General features: G+C 71.9%; 10 protein-coding genes and 6 tRNA genes. 9 read left to right on the forward strand and 7 right to left on the reverse strand.

Annotation, left to right across the window (positions count from 1 at the left end):
* Positions 1–150: 150 nt before the first annotated feature.
* From Sdia_RS04050 to Sdia_RS04060, 3 genes are all read right to left on the reverse strand, one after another.
* Positions 151–224: transfer RNA gene (locus Sdia_RS04050), tRNA-Met, on the reverse strand.
* 92 nt (positions 225–316) lie between these two features.
* Complete coding sequence (locus Sdia_RS04055; protein WP_100457561.1) at positions 317–586, reverse strand: GlsB/YeaQ/YmgE family stress response membrane protein; 270 nt, start codon at positions 584–586, stop codon at positions 317–319.
* Between the two features lie 339 nt (positions 587–925).
* A complete protein-coding gene (locus Sdia_RS04060; RefSeq protein WP_100457560.1) occupies positions 926–1,501 on the reverse strand; it encodes a TerD family protein in 576 nt (191 codons plus the stop codon).
* A 361-nt stretch (positions 1,502–1,862) separates the two neighbouring features.
* On the opposite strand from Sdia_RS04060, the gene Sdia_RS04065 reads away from it, so the two are divergent.
* Positions 1,863–4,448 (forward strand): ATP-dependent Clp protease ATP-binding subunit, encoded by a 2,586-nt coding sequence (locus tag Sdia_RS04065; protein WP_229831685.1) that lies wholly within the window; start codon positions 1,863–1,865, stop codon positions 4,446–4,448.
* Between the two features lie 766 nt (positions 4,449–5,214).
* On the opposite strand, the gene Sdia_RS04070 is transcribed toward Sdia_RS04065, so the two are convergent.
* A complete protein-coding gene (locus tag Sdia_RS04070; protein WP_100457595.1) occupies positions 5,215–5,805 on the reverse strand; it encodes a hypothetical protein in 591 nt (196 codons plus the stop codon).
* A 209-nt stretch (positions 5,806–6,014) separates the two neighbouring features.
* A tRNA-Lys gene (locus Sdia_RS04075) sits at positions 6,015–6,087 on the reverse strand.
* A 722-nt stretch (positions 6,088–6,809) separates the two neighbouring features.
* Between Sdia_RS04075 and Sdia_RS04080 the strand changes: the two genes are divergently transcribed.
* Positions 6,810–7,793, forward strand: coding sequence for an IS481 family transposase (locus Sdia_RS04080; RefSeq protein WP_185393339.1), 984 nt, complete (start codon positions 6,810–6,812; stop codon positions 7,791–7,793).
* Positions 7,794–8,662: 869 nt separating this feature from the next.
* On the opposite strand, the gene Sdia_RS04085 is transcribed toward Sdia_RS04080, so the two are convergent.
* Positions 8,663–10,918 (reverse strand): DEAD/DEAH box helicase, encoded by a 2,256-nt coding sequence (locus Sdia_RS04085; protein WP_100457559.1) that lies wholly within the window; start codon positions 10,916–10,918, stop codon positions 8,663–8,665.
* A 437-nt stretch (positions 10,919–11,355) separates the two neighbouring features.
* The gene (locus Sdia_RS04090) at positions 11,356–12,030 is read right to left on the reverse strand and encodes a hypothetical protein (RefSeq protein ID WP_229830660.1); all 675 of its coding nucleotides are present in this window, start codon (positions 12,028–12,030) and stop codon (positions 11,356–11,358) included.
* Between the two features lie 97 nt (positions 12,031–12,127).
* Here Sdia_RS04090 and Sdia_RS04095 point away from each other — a divergent pair, with 97 nt between their 5' ends.
* The 7 genes from Sdia_RS04095 (at position 12,128) to Sdia_RS04125 (ending at position 18,890) form a co-directional block, all read left to right on the forward strand.
* Entirely contained in the window at positions 12,128–12,478 is a 351-nt protein-coding gene (locus Sdia_RS04095) for a metallopeptidase family protein (protein WP_023418183.1), read from the forward strand.
* Between the two features lie 93 nt (positions 12,479–12,571).
* A complete protein-coding gene (locus Sdia_RS04100; protein WP_100457558.1) occupies positions 12,572–14,149 on the forward strand; it encodes a metallophosphoesterase family protein in 1,578 nt (525 codons plus the stop codon).
* Positions 14,150–14,262: 113 nt separating this feature from the next.
* Positions 14,263–14,335 (forward strand) — tRNA-Glu (locus tag Sdia_RS04105).
* A gap of 36 nt (positions 14,336–14,371) precedes the next feature.
* Positions 14,372–14,446 (forward strand) — tRNA-Asp (locus Sdia_RS04110).
* Between the two features lie 27 nt (positions 14,447–14,473).
* Positions 14,474–14,547 (forward strand) — tRNA-Phe (locus Sdia_RS04115).
* Positions 14,548–14,648: 101 nt separating this feature from the next.
* Positions 14,649–18,680 (forward strand): ATP-dependent RNA helicase HrpA, encoded by a 4,032-nt coding sequence (gene hrpA / locus Sdia_RS04120; RefSeq protein ID WP_100457557.1) that lies wholly within the window; start codon positions 14,649–14,651, stop codon positions 18,678–18,680.
* Positions 18,681–18,815: 135 nt separating this feature from the next.
* Positions 18,816–18,890: transfer RNA gene (locus tag Sdia_RS04125), tRNA-Asp, on the forward strand.
* The last annotated feature ends 755 nt before the right edge of the window (positions 18,891–19,645 follow it).

The following is a 19,645-nucleotide window of genomic DNA, read 5'->3' on the forward strand; positions in this document are numbered from 1 at the left end:
GGACGCGCCCGCTTCCGCGTCAGCGCTTCCCCCATGCTTCCGTCGCCCTGGCCCGGCGGCGACCGGAGGGCCGCCGAACGGGGCGGCTCAGGGGTGCGCACACGACGAAGGCCCGGATTCCTCGAAAGGAATCCGGGCCTTCGCCTTCAGTAGCGGGGACAGGATTTGAACCTGCGACCTCTGGGTTATGAGCCCAGCGAGCTACCGAGCTGCTCCACCCCGCGTCGGTGAGATCAACTATACGCCATCCAGGGGGCGCCTCGCGCCACCCGCTCCGGCGGGGCGGAGCGGGTGGCGCGAGGCGCCCCCGCACAGGTCACCGACGGCGTCCGCCCATGGTCCGGTCCAGGGCGACCACGCCGAGCGCGGCCAGGACGATCTGGATGCCCCATTCGGCCCAGTCGACGCCCTTGGTCTCGGCGAGGCCGAGCTGAGCGGCGATGAAGGTGCCGACGAGCGCCGCCACGATGCCGACGACGATGGTCAGCAGCAGGCCGATGCGCTGGCGGCCGGGGACGACCAGGCGTCCCAGGACACCGATGACGATGCCGATGACGATCGCGCTGATGATCCCGGACATCTCCATGGGACACGCCTCTCGTTTCCGTCGTGCCGTGCCTGCGGCGGACCGGCGGTGAGCGCGTCGGCCCCTCGCCGCGCGTGTGCCCGCGTCGCGACGGACCAGTCACGCCCTACGCGGAGTCAGGCGGTCCGTGCCCGTCGCGGCCCCGGAGGCATACGCGCGGGGCGCGCCGGAGGCGCGGTACGGCGGGCACGGGTCCGTGAACGCAGCACGCCCCACCCCCGGAGACGAGATCGCCCCTTCGCCACGCCCACCAGGGGCACGGGGAAGGGGTCGGGAAAAGCCCGTCGCCCGCCCGGGGGATTGGGTTGCCGGTCGGGCGACGGGTGTTCGGGGGGCGGGTCAGACGTTGACGCCGAAGTCCTGGGCGATCCCGGCCAGGCCCGAGGCGTATCCCTGGCCGACCGCGCGGAACTTCCACTCGGCGCCGTGCCGGTAGAGCTCGCCGAAGACCATGGCGGTCTCGGTGGAGGCGTCCTCGGTCAGGTCGTACCGCGCGATCTCGGCGCCGCCGGACTGGTTCACCACGCGGATGAAGGCGTTCCGGACCTGGCCGAAGCTCTGGCCGCGGGACTCCGCGTCGTGGATGGAGACGGGGAAGACGATGCGCGTGACCTGCGGCGGAACCGCCGCGAGGTTGACCTTGACCGCCTCGTCGTCACCGTCGCCCTCGCCGGTGAGGTTGTCGCCGGTGTGCTCGACGGAGCCGTCGGGGCTCGTCAGGTTGTTGTAGAAGACGAAGTGCCGGTCGGAGACGACCTTGCCGGACTCGTCGCAGAGCAGGGCGCTGGCGTCGAGGTCGTAGTCGGTGCCGGTCGTCGTACGGACGTCCCAGCCGAGCCCGACAAGGACCGCGGTCAGCCCGGGGGCTTCCTTGCTGAGAGAGACATTGCCGCCCTTGGCCAGGGAAACGCCCACGGTCTTCTCCTTCTGCGGTTCGTCCTGCGTGCTGATGCCGGTGCCCGCGCCCGCGAGGTCGTACGACCCCGGGTGCGGGCGGGCGGGGTGCGGCGACCGGGCTGGGGGACCGGCCGCGTGCCGTCGTACGACTCGCAGCCGCCACGCCTGCGCCGGGCGCCGTGGGTGGCGGCGCCGACGCCGTCGAATCTACCTCATCTCTACACGCATGTAGAAGCAGTCCCCCGGCGCCCGCTCCACCGGTTACGGCCCTGTGGCCTTCCTGCCCAACGGGCGCATCCCGCCACCCTTTGTTCTAGTGGGAAAAGTCGCCGATCGACAGACAAACCCCCAGCCAGAAAACCTCCACGGAGGCGCCACCATGTCGCTGTCGTCCTTCGGGTCCTTCGGGGGCCCCGGCCCGGACCCCTTCTCCGACCTGCTGAATCGCTTCTTCGGGATGACGCCGGGAGCCTCGCCGCCCGCAGTCCAGCGGGTCCCCATCGGCCGGCTGCTCACGGAATCGGCCCGCGACCTGCTCGGCCGCGCCACCACCAAGGCCGAGGAGGACGGCTCCGAGGACCTGGACACGGAACACCTGCTGTGGGCCTGCGCCCAGGTCGAGCCGTCCCGGTCGCTGCTGGCCAGGGCCGGGGTCGAGCCCGCCAAGCTCGCTGCCGCCATCGAACAGGTACTGCCCGGCGAGAGCCGCACCCCTTCGGCCGAACCGGGCCTCACGCCCGCGGCCAAACGCGTGCTGATCGCGGCGCACGCCCGCTCGCAGGCGGCCGACGTCTCCTACATCGGGCCGGAACACATCCTCGGCGCACTCCTGGACGACCCGAACTCCGGCGCCGGCCGTTTCCTCCAGACGCAGGGCGGCGACCTCGGCGCGCTCTCCCGGCGCGCGGACGCCACGGCGCGCTCCGAGGGCACACCGGCCGCGGCCAAGCCGGACAGCGAGACCCCGACGCTCGACGAGTACGGCCGTGACCTGACGGCCGAGGCCAAGGCGGGCAAGCTCGACCCGGTGGTCGGCCGCGCCGACGAGATCGAGCAGACCATCGAGATCCTCTCCCGCCGCTCGAAGAACAACCCGGTCCTCATCGGTGAACCCGGCGTGGGCAAGACCGCGATCGTGGAGGGCCTGGCCCAGCGGATCATCGCGGGCGACGTCCCCCGCACGCTCCACGACAAGCGCGTGATCAGCCTGGACCTGTCGGGACTGGTCGCCGGGGCGCAGTACCGCGGGCAGTTCGAGGAACGCCTGAAGAACGTCATCGACGAGGTCAAGGCCGCCTCGGAGTCGACCGTCCTCTTCATCGACGAGCTGCACACCGTCGTGGGGGCGGGCGCCACCGGGGAGGGCGCGATGGACGCCGGCAACATGCTCAAGCCCGCCCTCTCGCGCGGGGAGCTGCACGTCGTCGGCGCCACCACCATCGACGAGTACCGCAAGCACATCGAGAAGGACGCGGCGCTGGAGCGGCGCTTCCAGCCCGTGCTGATCGAGGAGCCGAGCGTCCCGGAGACCGTGGAGATCCTGGAAGGTCTGCGCGACGGGTACGAGGCGCACCACGGCGTGCGCTTCAGCGACGAGGCCCTCGGCGCGGCGGCGGAACTCTCCGACCGGTACCTGACCGACCGGTTCCTCCCCGACAAGGCGATCGACCTGATGGACCAGGCCGGCGCACGGGTGCGGCTGAAGTCCCTCGGGCGTTCCGGCGAGGAGATCGAGCGCGAGGACGAGCTGGCGAAGCTCACCCGGGAGAAGGACGAGGCGGTCGACGCCGAGCAGTTCGAGCGCGCGGGTGAGCTGAAGGAACGTATCGCCCGGATCGAGGAGGAGCTGGCCGGGATCGAGGAGCGCCGGGAAGGCGTGGTCGAGGTGACCGTCGACGACATCGCCGACGTCCTCGCCCGCCGCACCGGTATCCCGGTCGCCCAGCTCACCGCCAGCGAGAAGGAGAAGCTGCTCAAGCTGGAGGACGCGCTGCACTCGCGGGTCGTCGGCCAGGACGAGGCGGTGACCGCGGTCTCCCAGGCGGTCCGCCGCAGCCGCGCCGGGATGGGCGACCCCGGCCGCCCCACCGGCTCCTTCCTCTTTCTCGGCCCCACCGGCGTCGGCAAGACCGAGCTGGCCAAGGCGCTCGCCGAACTCCTCTTCGGCGACGAGAACCGCATGGTCCGCTTCGACATGAGCGAGTTCCAGGAGCGGCACACCGTCTCCCGGCTGGTCGGTGCCCCGCCCGGATACGTCGGCCACGAGGAAGCCGGCCAGCTGACCGAGAAGGTGCGCCGACAGCCCTACAGCGTGCTGCTCTTCGACGAGATCGAGAAGGCGCACCCCGACGTCTTCAACGCGCTGCTCCAGGTCCTCGACGACGGCAGGCTGACGGACGCCCAGGGGCGGACGGTCGACTTCCGCAACACCGTCGTCATCATGACCAGCAACATCGGCGCCCAGCGCATCCTGGCTCACCAGGGTGACGTGTCCGAGATCAAGGACGAGCTGATGGACGACCTGAAGACCCGGTTCCAGCCGGAGTTCCTCAACCGGGTCGACGCGACGATCATCTTCCAGGGGCTGGCCGAGAAGGACCTGTCGCAGATCGTGGACCTCATGCTGGACCGCAGCGCCCGCCGGGTCCGCGCGCAGGACATGACCCTGGAGGTGACCGACGCTGCCAAGAAGCTGCTGGTCGCCCATGGCCACCAGCCGGAGTTCGGCGCCCGTCCGCTGCGCCGGACCATCCAGACCGAGCTGGACAACCGCCTCGCGGAGCTGATGCTCCTCGGCGAGGCCGAACCGGGCGACCTCATCGTGGCCGACGTCGACAACGACGCCCTGGTCTGCCGGATCGAACGCCCCCGGAAGTCGGGCGGATCATCTGGGGAAGGGGGCGACGGGGGTTCCGCCGCCGCCACGCCGGACGCTCCACAAGCCCCCGGAGCCACGCCCGCCTGAACCAGGACCACGCTTGGCCGCCGACCGCGCCGACCCGGCTCATGGAGCCCGGGCCGGCTCGGCTCAGCCCGGGCCGGCTCAGCCCGGGCCGGCTCAGCCCGGGCCGGCCCGGTCAGCTCCGTGCCACCGACGTTCACCCTTCCGGAGAATTGTCACTGTCAGTGACGGATGGCAAGCTCAACGACATGCCTGACAACACCTTCCGGGCCGCCGGATCAGCCCTGCCGACGCCCTACTCCCCGTCCCCGTGCCCTTCTCCCCGCTCGCCTTCGTCTTCCTCGCCCTCGCTCGCGTCCGCGTCCGCTTCCGGCGGCTCCGGGCCCTCGGCTCAGGCCCCTGACCCTCCGACCGCCCTGTTCACCGCAGAGTGGCCCCTCATACGGGCCCTCGACTGGAACGGCGTCGCCGCTCTCCTCCCCTCCGGCGCGGTGACCGACCGGCCGGTCAGCGCCGAGACGTCCCCGACCGCGACGCCTACGGGGCGGTCGACGCCGGGAACACTGAGGGCCGGACCGTCCACGGACCGCACGCGATGACGCAGGGTGACCACGCGGGCCCGGAAATGCGCACACCCACGAGAATCCGACCCGGTCGACGGGAGGCGAAGCGTGGTGGAGCGTGCTCACGTGCCGCTGGTGATCACGCCGGGGCGGCCGGAGCAGAAGTCGACCGCCTCCAGGGCGCCAGGGCCTCGGGCCGGATTCTCAGGACCGTGCCGGGCGTCGTGGGCGAGGGGGGGGCGGGATGTGCACCCCCTGGAAACCCCCTAGAACCCGCCGCCCGTCTCGGGCCGGACGACGATCGGCTCGCCCCATATCCGTACGACCTCGAAGGAGGTGCTCTCCCGCACCAACCGGTAGGCCGCGGCCCGGTCGGCCTTGCGGCGACAGGCGGCGAGGAAGAGTTCGGCCTCGCGCTGGTCCCGGCGGGGAGTGCCGCAGAGTTGCCATGCCTGCCCCGACCACGCCTCGGGACGCCACCTGACCATCGGCTCCGGAGTGTCGGCGGCGATGCCGTACCGCGAGGGCACCGGCAGGGGGCGCTCGCCGCCCTCGTCGGCCGGGGCGCCGGCACCGCCCCAACGGTCGCGGTAGGCGGAGCGGTGGTTGGAGCGGCGCCGCGTCTCGCAGAGAAGGCAGCCGTCCGGAGCGGCCGCGTCCACCGGGCCGTGCGGATGCTGGGAGCAGCGCGTGGTGGGAGCTGGGCCGGTGGACTCCTCCAACAGGTCCAAGGCCCGTTTGAGGTCGGCCCGGATCTCGTGCAGCGCCTCTTCGGGCGTATCGCCCCGCAACTCGTCGCCCGACTCGCCGAGCACCCGGAGCATCCGCCCGAGCGCCACCATCTGCGCGTGATTCATCCGGTCCACACCTCCACAACCACGAAACCGGCCACCTGTGCCTCCTCGGGGGCGCGATCAATCCGAGCCACACCGCCCATCGGCGGTCACCGGCCCGGCTGCGCGACGACCGCGCTCCGCCCGGGCGGGCAACCGACGGACACACGAGGCGTGACCCGCCGAGCGGAAACGCCCCCTCCCGAAGGTCCGGAAGGAGGCGTGTCCAGCGGTAGGCCGTGTGGGACTCGAACCCACAACCAATGGATTAAAAGTCCACTGCTCTGCCAATTGAGCTAACGGCCCGTGCCGATCTGCAGACCCGAGCATAGCCCGCCATTGACCGTGAGCCGATGGGGTATCGGCTGCCGGGCCCGTCGGATCTGCATGGCCAGCGCCACGGCAGGGCCTGGAGAACGGGGCAGCGGACGCCCATATCCGCCCAGGAAAGTACCTCATGGGCATTGTCCGCCGCGCTCTTCCCCCACGACGAAAGGAGCATGTGCCAATTCCGGTGCTGGGTGTGCTTGGCCCTCGGTCATCGGTCATCTGTAGCGAGCAGGCGTCCCACTCAACCACGTCGCTGTACCAGGAGAGGTTCTATGAGAAGAGGAGGTGGGTTCCGATCCGCCGGTGTTCACGGCGGGGCAAGGGGCGCGGCCTGCTGACAGTGTCCGGCGCCCGGAGGGGTAGCGGTGAGGAACGTGCCAGTGCTGGTGGCGATCCGGTCGCGGTGGACGGGCGGACCGTCCTGACGGGCTCCAGCCGGGCCTGACGGGCCTCCGGCAGTCCTGGCCATCTCCGGCCGTCCTGACACGCCGCCGAGGGGCGAGAAGAGCCTGTGCCGGGGTTGGCCACTGCCGCAGCGAGATCAGGTCGGACGGGCATCGGGCACCGGGCCTAGGGCATCGGGCATCGGGCCTAGGTGTATTGATCACGAGCGTTGTTAACGCGGGTCAGGTCTTGATCATGACGAAGACCTCCGGTGTGGTGGAGGTGTCTAAGCTGCACCGCACACGGAGGTCTTCGTGTCTCACCGTAACGCCCGGCTGACGGTTCATGGCAGGCGGATCCTGGTCGAACGCGTCCAGTCCGGTCGGCCTGTCGCGCACGTCGCTGCTGAGATGGGTATATCCCGCCCCACCGCCCACAAGTGGGTTCGCCGCTGGCGGGCCGAAGGCGAAGCCGGTCTCCACGACCGTCCGAGCAGGCCGCACACAACCCCGCACCGCACGCCCGCCATGATCGAGGCCCGGGCCTGCCGCCTGCGGACCGACCGCAAACTCGGGCCCGCCCGCATCGCACCCATCCTGGGCCTGCCGGCCTCGACGGTCCACCGGATCCTGACGCGTCACGGCATCAACCGGCTGGCCTGGCTCGACCGCCCCACCGGACGGGTGATCCGCCGCTACGAACGCGACCGGCCCGGCGAACTGGTCCACGTCGACATCAAGAAGCTCGGCAACATCCCCGACGGCGGCGGCTGGCGCACCGTCGGCAGAACAGCCGGCGACCTCAACCGCCAGGCCACCACCAGCGAGCGCAGGAGCTGCAAGCCGGTGATCGGCTACAGCTACATCCACTCCGCCGTCGACGACCACTCCCGTCTGGCCTACAGCGAGGTCCTGCCCGACGAGCGCAAGGACACGGCGATCGCCTTCTGGCAGCGGGCGAACGCCTTCTTCGCCGCTCATGGCGTGACGGTCGAGCGCGTCCTGACCGACAACGGCGCCTGCTACAAGTCGAAGCTGTTCACCCAGAGCCTCACCGCAGCCGGTATCGCCCACAAGAAGATCCGCCCCTACCGGCCGCAGACCAACGGCAAGGTCGAACGCTTCAACCGGACGCTCCTGGACGAGTGGGCCTACGTGCGGCCCTACACCTCGAACCACGAGCGGACAACGGCCCTGGCAGACTTCCTCCACACCTACAACCACCATCGCTGCCACACCGCACTCGGAGGCCAACCTCCGATCAGCCGCGTTAACAACGCTGCGGGTCAATACACCTAGGGCATCGGGCATCGGGCATCGGGCATCGGGCATCGGGCATCGGCGGGAGCTTGGGCGCGGGCGGGCTGGAGGGCAGACGGGCTCTTACGTGGGTGTCCGCCGGCCGGGCCGTTTCGTGATGGACGCCCGCCGGGACAAGCCGTCGTAGGCGAAGGAAGGAGGCTGGGGGCGCATGGGCGAAAGAGGGAGGGGACGGGGGAAGGGGAGGGGTGGGGGTGGGGGGAACCCCCCGGTTCCGAGCAAATGACGCCGCCCGAACCACCAACGACCGCCTCTCTCCTCAACTCGTTGCCCTGTTGCGGCTCTGCCCGGTCGAACCAGAAGGTGCTTCACCGAGACGTAGGACAACCGCACGCGGCCTTGACGCCCACGAGCCCAGTGGTGTCGGCCTGCTGCCATGGGGGATGGTCGGCCTGACTCGGTCGAGCGAGCCTGTGTCAGGCCCGAGGCCCCGACGCAGGACCCCGCGAAAGCAAGCCACCCCGGCACGGCGCCCACAACGACACGCAACCCACCCCGGCACGGCGCCCACAACGACACGCAACCCACCCCGGCACGGCGCCCACAACGACACGCAACCCACCCCGGCACGGCGCCCACGACGGCACACAACCCGCCCCGGCACCGGCACGGCGCGCCCACGGCCGCACAGAACCCGCCCCGGCGGCTGCGCCCACGACAGCGAGCGGCAAGCACCCCCGCCCCTCACCTCCCCGCACCAGAACAGCTCCCCACCCCACCGCCCGCCCGGCCCCGGCCCCGCCCCCGCCCACCAGAAAGCCCGTCCCCTCCAACAGGAGAGGACGGGCTTCAGGCGGGAACAGACTCACCGGCCCCGGCGGGCCGGCCGCGGGTCAGCCCTGTTCAGGTCAGCCGTTGCGCTTCCAGCGGGGCTTGTCGTCGCGGCGGCCGAAGGAGGACGAGGACGAGGAGGACGGGCCGCCTCGGTGGTCGTCACGGCGGCCGTAGGGGCGGTCACCGCCGGTGCGGTGGCCGCCCGACGGGCGGTCGTCGCGGCGGTCACGGTTGAACGGACGGTCGCTGCCCCGGTGACCGGACGGGCGGTCGTCGCGGCGGAAGCCGCCCTCGCGACGGTCGCCGCCACGGAAACCACCGCGGTCGTCCCGGTCGCCGCCGCGGAAGCCGCGGTCTCCGCGGTCGTCCCGACGGAAGCCGCCACGGTCGCCCCGGTCGTCACGGCGGAAACCGCCTTCACGACGGTCACCACCACGGAAACCACCGCGGTCGTCCCGGCGGAAACCGCCCTCGCGACGGTCACCACCGCGGTCTCCGCGGTCGTCCCGGCGGAAACCGCCCTCACGGCGGTCACCACCACGGTCGTCACGGCGGAAGGAGCCACGGTCACCACCGCGGTCGTCCCGGCGGAAGCCGCCGCGGTCGCCACCACGGTCACCGCGGTCGTCCCGGCGGAAACCGCCCTCACGGCGGTCACCACCACGGTCGTCACGGCGGAAGTTGCTGCGCTCGCGCTCCTCGGCGGCGACTGCCGCCTCGGCCTCGGCCGCGACCTCGGCCTTGGCGGCCTCGGTCACCTCGGCCACGGCGGCCTCCGGGTCGTCGCCGCGCTCGCGGGCGGCGCGGGCGGTCAGCCGCTCGGCCTCCTCGCGGAGTTCGGCGGCGCGGCGGGTGGCGCGCTCCAGCTGGCGGGTGAGGTCGCCGACCTCGCGCTCGGCCTGCTTGGCGGCGTTGTCCGCCGAGTCGGCCTGAACCTCGGTGAGCGAGCGGGCCCCGGTGATCTCGGCGACCTCCGGGTCGAAGACGCCGCTGCCGCCGACGATGTGGCGGGTGGCGTCGACGCCGGCGTCCTCCATGAGGCGGAAGATCTGGCGGCGCTGGTGCGGCAGCGACAGCGACACGACGGTGCCGGAGCGGCCGGCGCGGGCGGTGCGGCCCGAGCGGTGCAGGTAGTCCTTGTGGTCGCCGGCCGGGTCGACGTTGAGGACCAGGTCGATGCCGTCGACGTGGATGCCGCGGGCGGCGACGTCGGTGGCGACGAGGACGTTGACGTGGCCGTCCTTGAAGTCGGCCAGCGTCCGCGTACGGGCGCCCTGGGTCATGCCGCCGTGCAGCGCGTCGGCCTTGACGCCGGACTCGCGGAGCTGCTCGGCGACGCGGTCGGCGCCGAGCTGGGTGCGGACGAAGATGATCGTGCGGCCCTTGCGCGCGGCGATGGCGCCCGTGACGGGGGCCTTGTCGCGCGGCTTCACGATGAGGATGTGGTGGCTCATGGTGGTGACGGCGCCCTGGGCGGCGTCGACCTCGTGGCTCACCGGGTTCTTCAGGTAGCGCTTGACCAGGCTGGAGATCTCGTTCTCCATCGTGGCCGAGAAGAGCATGCGCTGGCCGCCCTCGGGGACCTGGTCGAGCAGCTCGGTGACCTCGGGCATGAAGCCCAGGTCCGACATCTGATCGGCCTCGTCGAGGATGGCGATCTCGATGTTCTCGAGCGAGCAGGCGCCGCGGTTGATGATGTCGCGCAGACGGCCCGGGGTGGCGACGAGGATGTCGACGCCGCGCTCGAGGGCGTAGATCTGGTTGCCCATCGAGGTGCCGCCGCAGACGACCTTCATACGCAGGCCGAGCACGTCGCCGTACGGCTGGAGCGCGTCGGCGACCTGCATGGCCAGCTCGCGCGTCGGGGTCAGGATGACTCCGCGCGGCTTCTTCTTCTCGGTGTGGCCGCCCGCCAGGGAGGCGAGGAGCGGCAGACCGAAGGAGAGGGTCTTGCCGGAGCCGGTGCGGCCGCGGCCGAGGATGTCCTTGCCCGCCAGCGCGTCCGGGATGGTCGCGGCCTGGATCGGGAAGGGCTTGGTCACGCCGTTCTGGGCGAGCTTGCGGACGACGCCCTCGGGCAGGCCGAGGGCGGCGAAGGTCACGCCGTCGTCCTCGGAGTCGGACTCGTCGGCCTCGTCGGTGGTCCCGGCGTCGAGCTCGGTGTCCACGGCGGCGTCGGCCCGCGCGGCCTCGTCGGGCACGGGCAGCCCGGCGGCGGGGAGCTCGGCCGTCACGGCCTCGGGGGTGATGGCCTCGGCGGCCGGGATGTCGTCGTGCCGCAGCTGGGACTGCTCGGGCAGGACGGTGTGGTCAGTGCTGGAAACGGACATGCGAAATGCGAAACCTTCCGGAGTCTCGGCACGCGCCCATTACTCCGTGAAGTCGCAACTTGATGAAGTCGCAATCGACCGCCTCAGTGCGGTCCGGCCACGGCTAGGAAAAGAGAACGCGCCACGCGGCGCTGGTCGGCCCCTCCCCTTCGGATGAAAGCGGGGAGAGACAGTGCGCCGGGCAAATGGGATCAAACGATCTACCACCATACGCACCCCTCCCCCGTCGTGGCAAACTCGCTGCCCGGAGCCGTGCGTCACCCTCTCCCCGGCCCCGCAACCGGCTCCCCGCCCCTCCTGGTCACACCGGGGAACCCTTCCGCGCGCCGGCCGTCCCGGGCTGCCCGGCCGGCTTCCGGCGGGGACGGCGCTTCGCCCCCTCCGCCACGCGCCCCGACCGCCCCGGGGCCGGCCTTGCCCGCTCCCGGCCGGCCCGCTCACTCCGTACCGCCGCCCTCCCCCGGTCGCGCACCCGCACCGCCCTCCCCCGGCATCGGGTCGTCCGCCCCGAGCGGGCCCTCCGACGCCTGCCGGTACAGGGACGGCGTCCCGGCGGGGCCGCCCCGGCCCTCGTCCTCGGGCACCTGCGGCGGCGAGCCCCCGCCGGGCTCCCCGGGCTCCTCCTCCGGCGGCGTCGTCGGCCCCGGTTCGGGCCCCGGGCCCGGTTCCTCGGGCGGCGGTGTGGTCGGGTCCGTCTCGGGGTCGGCGCCCTTCGGCGGGGTCGGCGCGGAGCCACCGCCCGGCCCGCCGTGGCCGGGATCACCCTTGCCGGGCGGCCGGGGCGAGGGCGTGGGCCCGGACGGGTCGTCGGTGGGCTCGCCCGCCTTCCCGCCGCGGGCCCGGTCGCCGTCCGCGTCCCTGGCCCCGTCCCGTCCGGCTCCGGCCTCGCTCCGCCCGTCCTTGCGCCCGGCGCCGTGGCCGTCGTGGAAGCCGCTGCCGCCGGTACCGCGCTCCGTACCGCCGTCGGGTGCGGCCTTGCCGCCCTCCGGGGAGGCCGTGGAGGAGACGGGAGCGGCGTCGTCGGCCTCCTCGCCGACGCTCACGCATCCGGCCGCCGAGGCGACGGCGGCCACCACGGCGAGCAGACGGACGGGACGGGACAACTGGTGCACTTCAGGGCCTCCCGGCGTTCGGAGCGGAACTCCCCTGCCCAACTCCCTTCGCGCCGCGCAGGACACGCGGACGGTCCCGGTGACGGACAATGGCGGCGTGCTGGAAATGACTCGCGATGCCTTCGAGGAACTGGTGAGCCAGGCCCTCGACCAGATTCCGCCCGAGCTGACCCGCGTGATGGACAACGTCGCCGTGTTCGTGGAGGACGAACCCGACCCGTCCGACCCCGAACTCCTCGGCCTCTACGAGGGAACGCCGCTCACCGAGCGCGGTGAGTGGTACGCGGGCGTGCTGCCCGACCGCATCTCCATCTACATGGGCCCCACGCTGCGTTACTGCGACTCGCCCGAGATGGTCGTGGACGAGGTCGCCGTCACCGTCGTCCACGAGATCGCCCACCACTTCGGCATCGACGACGACCGCCTCCACGAACTCGGCTGGGGCTGACCGCCCCCGGCCCGCCACACCGCGCCCCCACGCTCCCCCCGCCCGGCCCCGGCCTGAGGTATGCCGCGGCTCCCCCATGGGCAGGCGCCGGGCATGGCCGACGCGACGGAGGAACACCCCCGGCGGACCCGCGCCCACCGCGGACGCCCCGCCCCCGAGATCCCCACCGGCACCGCGACCCTTCCGACCGTCCGGCCGAAACCCGGCCCGGTCCGCCGCTGGGCCACGCTCACCGCCGTGGTCCTGCTCGGGGCCTGGCTCGGGCTCCTCGCGGTCGGCGGCGTGCGCGCCCCCGTCGGCCCCATGGACATCCGGCTCACGCTGCGCCCCTCGCTGGACGGCGGCACCAAGATCAACGTCTCGCCGCTCGGCGCCCTCGAACTCGACTCGCACGTGGCCCCGCTCCGCCTCGACGTCGACGTGGACCGCCTCGACCCGGTCCGCTCGGCCGCCCTGGTGCAGAACCCGGACCTCTTCGCGAACCTCGGGGACGAGGTCGCCTCCGACGTCCAGGACGGCACCCTGGACCTCGCGGTCCGCTCGGTGACCGCCGTGGTGGCCGGCGCCACCGCCCTCGGCCTGATCGTCTACCGCCGCCCCCGCCGCGCCCTGGCCGCCGGCGGCCTCTCGCTGGCCCTGCTGGCCTCCTGCGGCGTCGCCGCGTACGCCACCTGGAACCCGAAGTCGGTGCTGGAGCCGAAGTTCTCCGGGCTGCTCACCAGCGCTCCCTCGGTGGTCGGCAACGCCCGGTCGATCGTCAGCGAGTTCGACGTCTACCAGAAGGAGCTGGCCCGCCTGGTCACCAACATGACCAAGCTCTACGACGCCACCTCCACCCTCCCCGCCTACCAGCCCGACCCCGGCACCCTGCGCGTCCTGCACGTCTCCGACATCCACCTCAACCCGGCCGCCTGGCACATCATCGAGTCGCTGGTCGAGCAGTACGAGATCGACGTGATCATCGACTCCGGCGACACCATGGACCACGGTTCGGCCGCCGAGAACGCCTTCCTCGACCCGGTCGGCCGACTCGACGCGCCGTACGTCTGGGTGCGCGGCAACCACGACTCGGCCGGGACGCAGCGCTACCTCGGCAGGTTCGACAACGTCCGGGTGCTCGACCACGGCAAGGCGGTCGACGTCGGCGGGCTGCGGATCGCGGGCATCGGCGACCCCGCGTACACCCCGGACCGCAGCCAGGAGGCGGCCGGTGACCCGGGCGAGGTGGCGGCGGGCATGAGGCTCGCCGCCGAGCTGCGCCGGCAGGCGGCGGCGAAGACCCCGGTGGACATCGCCGTCGCGCACAACCCCGTCGCGGCCAAGGAGACCGACGGGGAGGTGCCGCTGGTCCTCGCCGGGCACCTGCACAACCGCAAGACGCAGCTCCTGCCCGGCGGCACCCGGCTGCGGGTCGAGGGCTCCACCGGCGGCAGCGGTCTGCGCGCCATCGAGCAGGACACCCCGGACCCGGTGATGGCCTCGGTGCTCTATCTCGACCGCGAGACCAAGCGGCTCCAGGCCTGGGACGAGATAAGCCTGGGCGGGCTCGGCCTGAGCACCGCGGAGGTCAGCCGACACCTCCCGGAGGAGAACCAGCCGGGCGCGAAGCCCTCGCCCGACGGGTCGAAGAGTCCGTCCCCGGAGCCTTCCACGCCCCGCCCGAACCGGTAGCCGTCGGGCGGCGCCGGGGGACGCGGGCAAAAGCGTTTTGGCGAACCGGCTTGCCATCCCATATGCTTCTCACGTCCCCGACGCGCTGACTCAGCGCCCAGGCGGGCCTCTTAGCCCTCATCGTCTAGTGGCCCAGGACGCCGCCCTTTCAAGGCGGTAGCACGGGTTCGAATCCCGTTGGGGGCACGCATCACCTGTGTGGGACCCGTCCCACACGCATCTGGTCCTGTGGAGCAGTTTGGAGTGCTCGCCACCCTGTCAAGGTGGAGGCCGCGGGTTCAAATCCCGTCAGGACCGCTTGCAGTTCACTTCGGTGAAGTGCGTGGCTGGGTAGCTCAGTTGGTACGAGCGATCGCCTGAAAAGCGATAGGTCGCCGGTTCGATCCCGGCCCCAGCCACAGGAGAGAAGCCCCTCGTCCTCGGACGGGGGGCTTCTTCGTGTCCGGCCCGGGAAACTGGGTCGCCACTTTCCGCGCCAGGGTGAGATCCTGGGGGTCGTATGTCTACGATCTCCGACCTCCACCCCCTGCTGGCCGAGCTGTCCCTGCGCGACGCGCACCGGCTCGGGCGCCGCCTGGAGGGCACACGCCGTATACGCAAGCCGGAGTCCAGGGCTGCCGTCCTGGAGGAGATCAGGGCGGAGGCGGAGAAGGGCGCGGCCAGGATGGCCGAGCGCCGGGCCCGCGTGCCGGAGATCACCTACCCCGAGCAGCTGCCCGTCAGCCAGAAGAAGGACCTGATCGCCGAGGCGATCCGGGAGAACCAGGTGGTCGTCGTCGCCGGTGAGACCGGCTCCGGCAAGACCACGCAGATCCCCAAGATCTGCCTGGAGCTGGGCCGGGGTGTGCGCGGCATGATCGGCCACACCCAGCCGCGCCGGATCGCGGCGCGCACGGTGGCCGAGCGGATCGCCGACGAGCTGGACACGCCGCTCGGCGAGGCGGTCGGCTGGAAGGTGCGTTTCACCGACCAGGTCCGCCAGGACGCCACCTTCATCAAGCTGATGACCGACGGCATCCTCCTCGCGGAGATCCAGACCGACCGCGAGCTGCGCGCCTACGACACGATCATCATCGACGAGGCCCACGAGCGGAGCCTCAACATCGACTTCCTCCTCGGCTACCTGGCGCAGCTGCTGCCACGCCGACCCGACCTGAAGGTCGTCATCACCTCCGCGACGATCGAGACCGACCGGTTCGCGCGCCATTTCGGGCCGCGGATGGCGACCGTCGGCGGCGAGCCGGCCGGTGACGACGCGGCCGCGCCGGTCATCGAGGTCAGCGGTCGGACGTACCCGGTGGAGGTGCGGTACCGGCCGCTGCTGGAGGAGGGCGGCGAGGACGCAGACCGGGACCAGGTCACCGCGATCTGCGAGGCGGTAGACGAACTCCAGGCCGAGGGCCCCGGCGACGTGCTGGTCTTCCTCTCCGGTGAGCGGGAGATCCGCGACACCGCCGACGCGCTGGCCAAGCGGAACCTGCGCGGCACCGAGATCCTGCCGCTCTACGCCCGCCTCTCGCACCAGGAGCAGCACCGCGTCTTCCAGCGCCCGGGCCCGGGCGTCCGCAGCCGCGTGGTGCTGGCGACCAACGTGGCCGAGACCTCATTGACGGTTCCCGGCATCAAGTACGTCATCGACCCGGGCACCGCCCGCGTCTCGCGGTACAGCCACCGCACCAAGGTGCAGCGGCTGCCGATCGAGCCGGTCTCGCAGGCCAGCGCCAACCAGCGCAAGGGCCGCTGCGGGCGTACCTCGGACGGCATCTGCGTCCGGCTCTACTCCGAGGAGGACTTCCTCGCGCGGCCGGAGTTCACCGACGCGGAGATCCTGCGGACCAACCTCGCCTCGGTCATCCTCCAGATGACCGCGGCCGGGCTCGGCGACATCGAGAGGTTCCCGTTCATCGACCCCCCGGACCACCGCAACATCCGCGACGGCGTGCAGCTGCTCCAGGAGCTCGGCGCGCTGGACCCGGCCGAGAAGGACCCGCGCAAGCGGCTGACCGAGCGCGGCCGACGGCTGGCGCAGCTACCGGTCGACCCGCGGCTGGCCCGGATGGTGCTGGAGGCCGACCGGAACGGCTGCGTCCGCGAGGTCATGGTGATCGCGGCGGCCCTGTCGATCCAGGACCCGCGCGAGCGGCCCTCCGAGAAGCAGGCGCAGGCCGACCAGCAGCACGCCCGTTTCAAGGACGAGACCAGCGACTTCCTCAGCTACCTCAACCTCTGGCGGTACCTGCGGGCGCAGCAGAAGGAGCGGTCGTCCTCGGCGTTCCGCCGGATGTGCAAGGCGGAGTACCTCAACTACCTGCGCATTCGCGAGTGGCAGGACATCTACACGCAGCTGCGCACCGTCGCCAGGCAGATGGGACTGGAGCTCAGCGAGGACGACGCGGCCGACCAGCCGATCCACATCTCGCTGCTGGCGGGGCTGCTGTCGCACATCGGCATGAAGGACGTGAAGGAGACCGCCCCCGCCGCCTCCGCCGCCAAGCAGGGGCGCGACGGCGCGCGCGGTGGCCGGAACGAGTACCTGGGGGCCCGTGGCGCGAAGTTCGCGGTGTTCCCCGGTTCGGCGCTGTTCAGGAAGCCGCCGCGGTTCCTGATGTCGGCCGAGCTGGTGGAGACCTCCCGGCTGTGGGCGCGGGTCAACGCGAGGATCGAACCGGAGTGGGTCGAGCCGCTCGCCGAGCACCTGGTGAAGCGGACGTACAGCGAACCGCACTGGGAGAAGGATCAGGCCGCCGTGGTCGCCTACGAGAAGGTGACGCTGTACGGCGTGCCGATCGTGGCGCACCGGAAGGTCCACTACGGCCGGATCGACCCGGAGGTCTCCCGGGACCTTTTCATTCGCAACGCGCTGGTCGAGGGTGACTGGCGCACCCACCACCAGTTCTTCGCCGCCAACCGGAAGCTGCTCACGGAGGTCGAGGAGCTGGAGCACCGGGCCCGGCGCCGCGACATCGTGGTCGACGACGAGACCCTCTTCGACTTCTACGACCAGCGGGTGCCGGCCGACGTCGTCTCCGGCGCGCACTTCGACTCCTGGTGGAAGCGGAAGCAGAAGGAGGAGCCCGAACTCCTCGATTTCGAGCGCTCGATGCTGCTGACGGAGGCGGCGCGGGCGGTCACCAAGGCCGACTACCCGGATTCCTGGCGGCAGGGCGGTCTGAAGTTCCGGGTGACGTACCAGTTCGAGCCGGGCGCGGACGCGGACGGTGTCACCGTGCACATCCCGCTCCAGGTGCTCAACCAGGTCACCGACGAGGGGTTCGACTGGCAGATCCCGGGCCTGCGCGAGGAGGTCGTCACCGAGCTGATCCGCTCGCTGCCCAAGCCGATCCGCCGCCACTACGTGCCCGCGCCCAACTACGCGCAGGCGTTCCTGGAGCGCGCCGCCCCGCTCCAGGAGCCGTTGACGGTGACGCTCGCCCGGGAGCTCCAGCGGATCGTCGGCGTCCCGGTGACCGGCGACGACTTCGACACCTCGCGGGTCCCCGACCATCTGAAGATCACCTTCCGGATCGTCGACGAGCGACGCCGCGCGCTCGCCGAGGACAAGGACCTGGAGGCGCTCCAGCTCAAGTTGCGCCCCAAGGCCCGCCAGGCCCTCTCCAAGGCGGCGGCCGCCACCGCCGAGCGTTCCGGCGGTCCCTCCATCGAGCGGAGCGGCCTCACCGACTGGACGATCGGCGCCCTGCCCGAGGTCTTCGAGACCCGCCGGGCCGGCCAGCCGGTCAAGGCGTATCCGGCCCTGGTGGACGAGGGTTCCTCGGTCGCCGTCCGCCTCTTCGACTCCGAGGCCGAGCAGCGGCAGGCGATGCGGCGCGGCACCCGGCGCCTGATCCTGCTCAACATCCCGGTCAACCCGGCCAAGTTCGCCGCCGACCGGCTCACCAACCAGCAGAAGCTCAACCTCTCGGCCAACCCGCACGGCTCCGTCCAGGCCCTCTTCGAGGACTGCGCCACCGCCGCCGCCGACCGCCTCATCGCCGACCACGGCGGCCCCGCCTGGGACGAGGAGGCGTACCGGAAGCTGTACGAGAAGGTGCGCGCGGATCTGGTCGACACGACGCTGCGGGCCATCCAGCAGGTCCAGCAGGTGCTGGCGGCCTGGGGGGCGGTGGAGCGGCGGTTGAAGTCGACCCGTTCGCCGGCGCTGCTGGCCAACCTGGCCGACGTGCGCGAGCAGGTCTCGGCGCTGGTCCGGCCCGGCTTCGTCACGGAGGCGGGGCTCGGGCGCCTCCCCGACCTCAAGCGCTACCTGGTCGCCGCCGACCGGCGACTCGCTCAGATGCCGACCGGCGTGCAGCGGGACACGACCCGGATGGCCAAGATCAAGGAGATGCAGGACGAGTACGCGTGGCTGCTGGAGCAGCTGCCGCGGGGCAGACCCGTGCCGAAGGAGGTCCTGGAGATCCGCTGGATGATCGAGGAACTCCGGGTCAGCTACTTCGCGCACGCCCTCGGTACGGCGTACCCGGTCTCCGACAAACGCATCGTGAAGGCGGTGGACGCGGCGGCTCCGTGAGGCTCCGGGGCCCGCGCTCACGCCCCGCGGCGCGTGAGCGCCCGGTCGCACAGAGCGAGTTCGCGCGGTGGGCGGGGACTGGGGTAGAGTCCTGTCTCGCAGCACGGCGCGGAAACGGGCGGTGCTCACCAGCAAGGTCCTGTGGAGCAGTTTGGAGTGCTCGCCACCCTGTCAAGGTGGAGGCCGCGGGTTCAAATCCCGTCAGGACCGCCGGCGGAAGGCCCCACATCTTCGGATGTGGGGCCTTCTTCGTTGCCGTACCCGGGTGTTGGCCGCGCCGTACGGCACGGGCCCCGGCCGGAGTCCGCCACAGCCGCTCTGCCGCCCGCCGGGGCCTCGGCTCGCGCTCTCGGGCCCCGCGAGCTGCACGGCCGCCGCAGCGCCGCTCACGGGCGCCTGAGGGCCATGGGCCGCCCGACCGCCGCCACGGCCGTCCGCGCCGCCGCCCCGGGCCTCTCCGGCGGGTGGCAGCCGTCCGCACACGTGACCAACATCCCGCCACCGAATACCCGAGGACGCCCGCACGCCGGCTCCGTCGGTGCCAGGGTGGAGGCGAGCGGCGGACTCGGGAGAAGTGGCCTCATTAGTGCAACCGCCGCCCACAGGACAAGACGGGCGGCGTGTGACGGGTGTCACCGAAAGAGTTTCGGAAGGGGTGCCCTTTAACCGCCGCCTACAACCAATCAATTTAATATGTGCAATTGCACCGCCTTCGAACGCCGTCCGCGCGTTCCCCCGGAGGCCGCCCCCGGCATGGGCCCCGTCGGCGGCGACCCCGCCCGCGGAGGCTCCGTGGAGACCCGTACGGGACAGATCCGCGCAGGTGTCACGGGTACGGCGAGCGGCGCCCGCGGCGATCCGGAAGCGCCGGCGGCACCCCACCGGACGGCGCCGGGAGACAAAAAGATCGCGCTGGACCCGGCGGAGTCCAGCGCGATCAGAACGACACGCCCGTGGGGTACGGG

It is taken from the genome of Streptomyces diastaticus subsp. diastaticus (assembly GCF_011170125.1).
Classification (GTDB): Bacteria; Actinomycetota; Actinomycetes; order Streptomycetales; family Streptomycetaceae; genus Streptomyces; species Streptomyces diastaticus.

Excerpts from the sequence above, each read along its gene's own strand:
- Sdia_RS04055 (WP_100457561.1), bottom strand. The coding sequence starts at position 586 with ATGGAGATGTCCGGGATCATCAGCGCGATCGTCATCGGCATCGTCATC.
- Sdia_RS04065 (WP_229831685.1), top strand. The coding sequence starts at position 1,863 with ATGTCGCTGTCGTCCTTCGGGTCCTTCGGGGGCCCCGGCCCGGACCCC.
- Sdia_RS04070 (WP_100457595.1), bottom strand. The coding sequence starts at position 5,805 with ATGAATCACGCGCAGATGGTGGCGCTCGGGCGGATGCTCCGGGTGCTC.
- Sdia_RS04085 (WP_100457559.1), bottom strand. The coding sequence starts at position 10,918 with ATGTCCGTTTCCAGCACTGACCACACCGTCCTGCCCGAGCAGTCCCAG.
- Sdia_RS04100 (WP_100457558.1), top strand. The coding sequence starts at position 12,572 with ATGGCCGACGCGACGGAGGAACACCCCCGGCGGACCCGCGCCCACCGC.
- hrpA (WP_100457557.1), top strand. The coding sequence starts at position 14,649 with ATGTCTACGATCTCCGACCTCCACCCCCTGCTGGCCGAGCTGTCCCTG.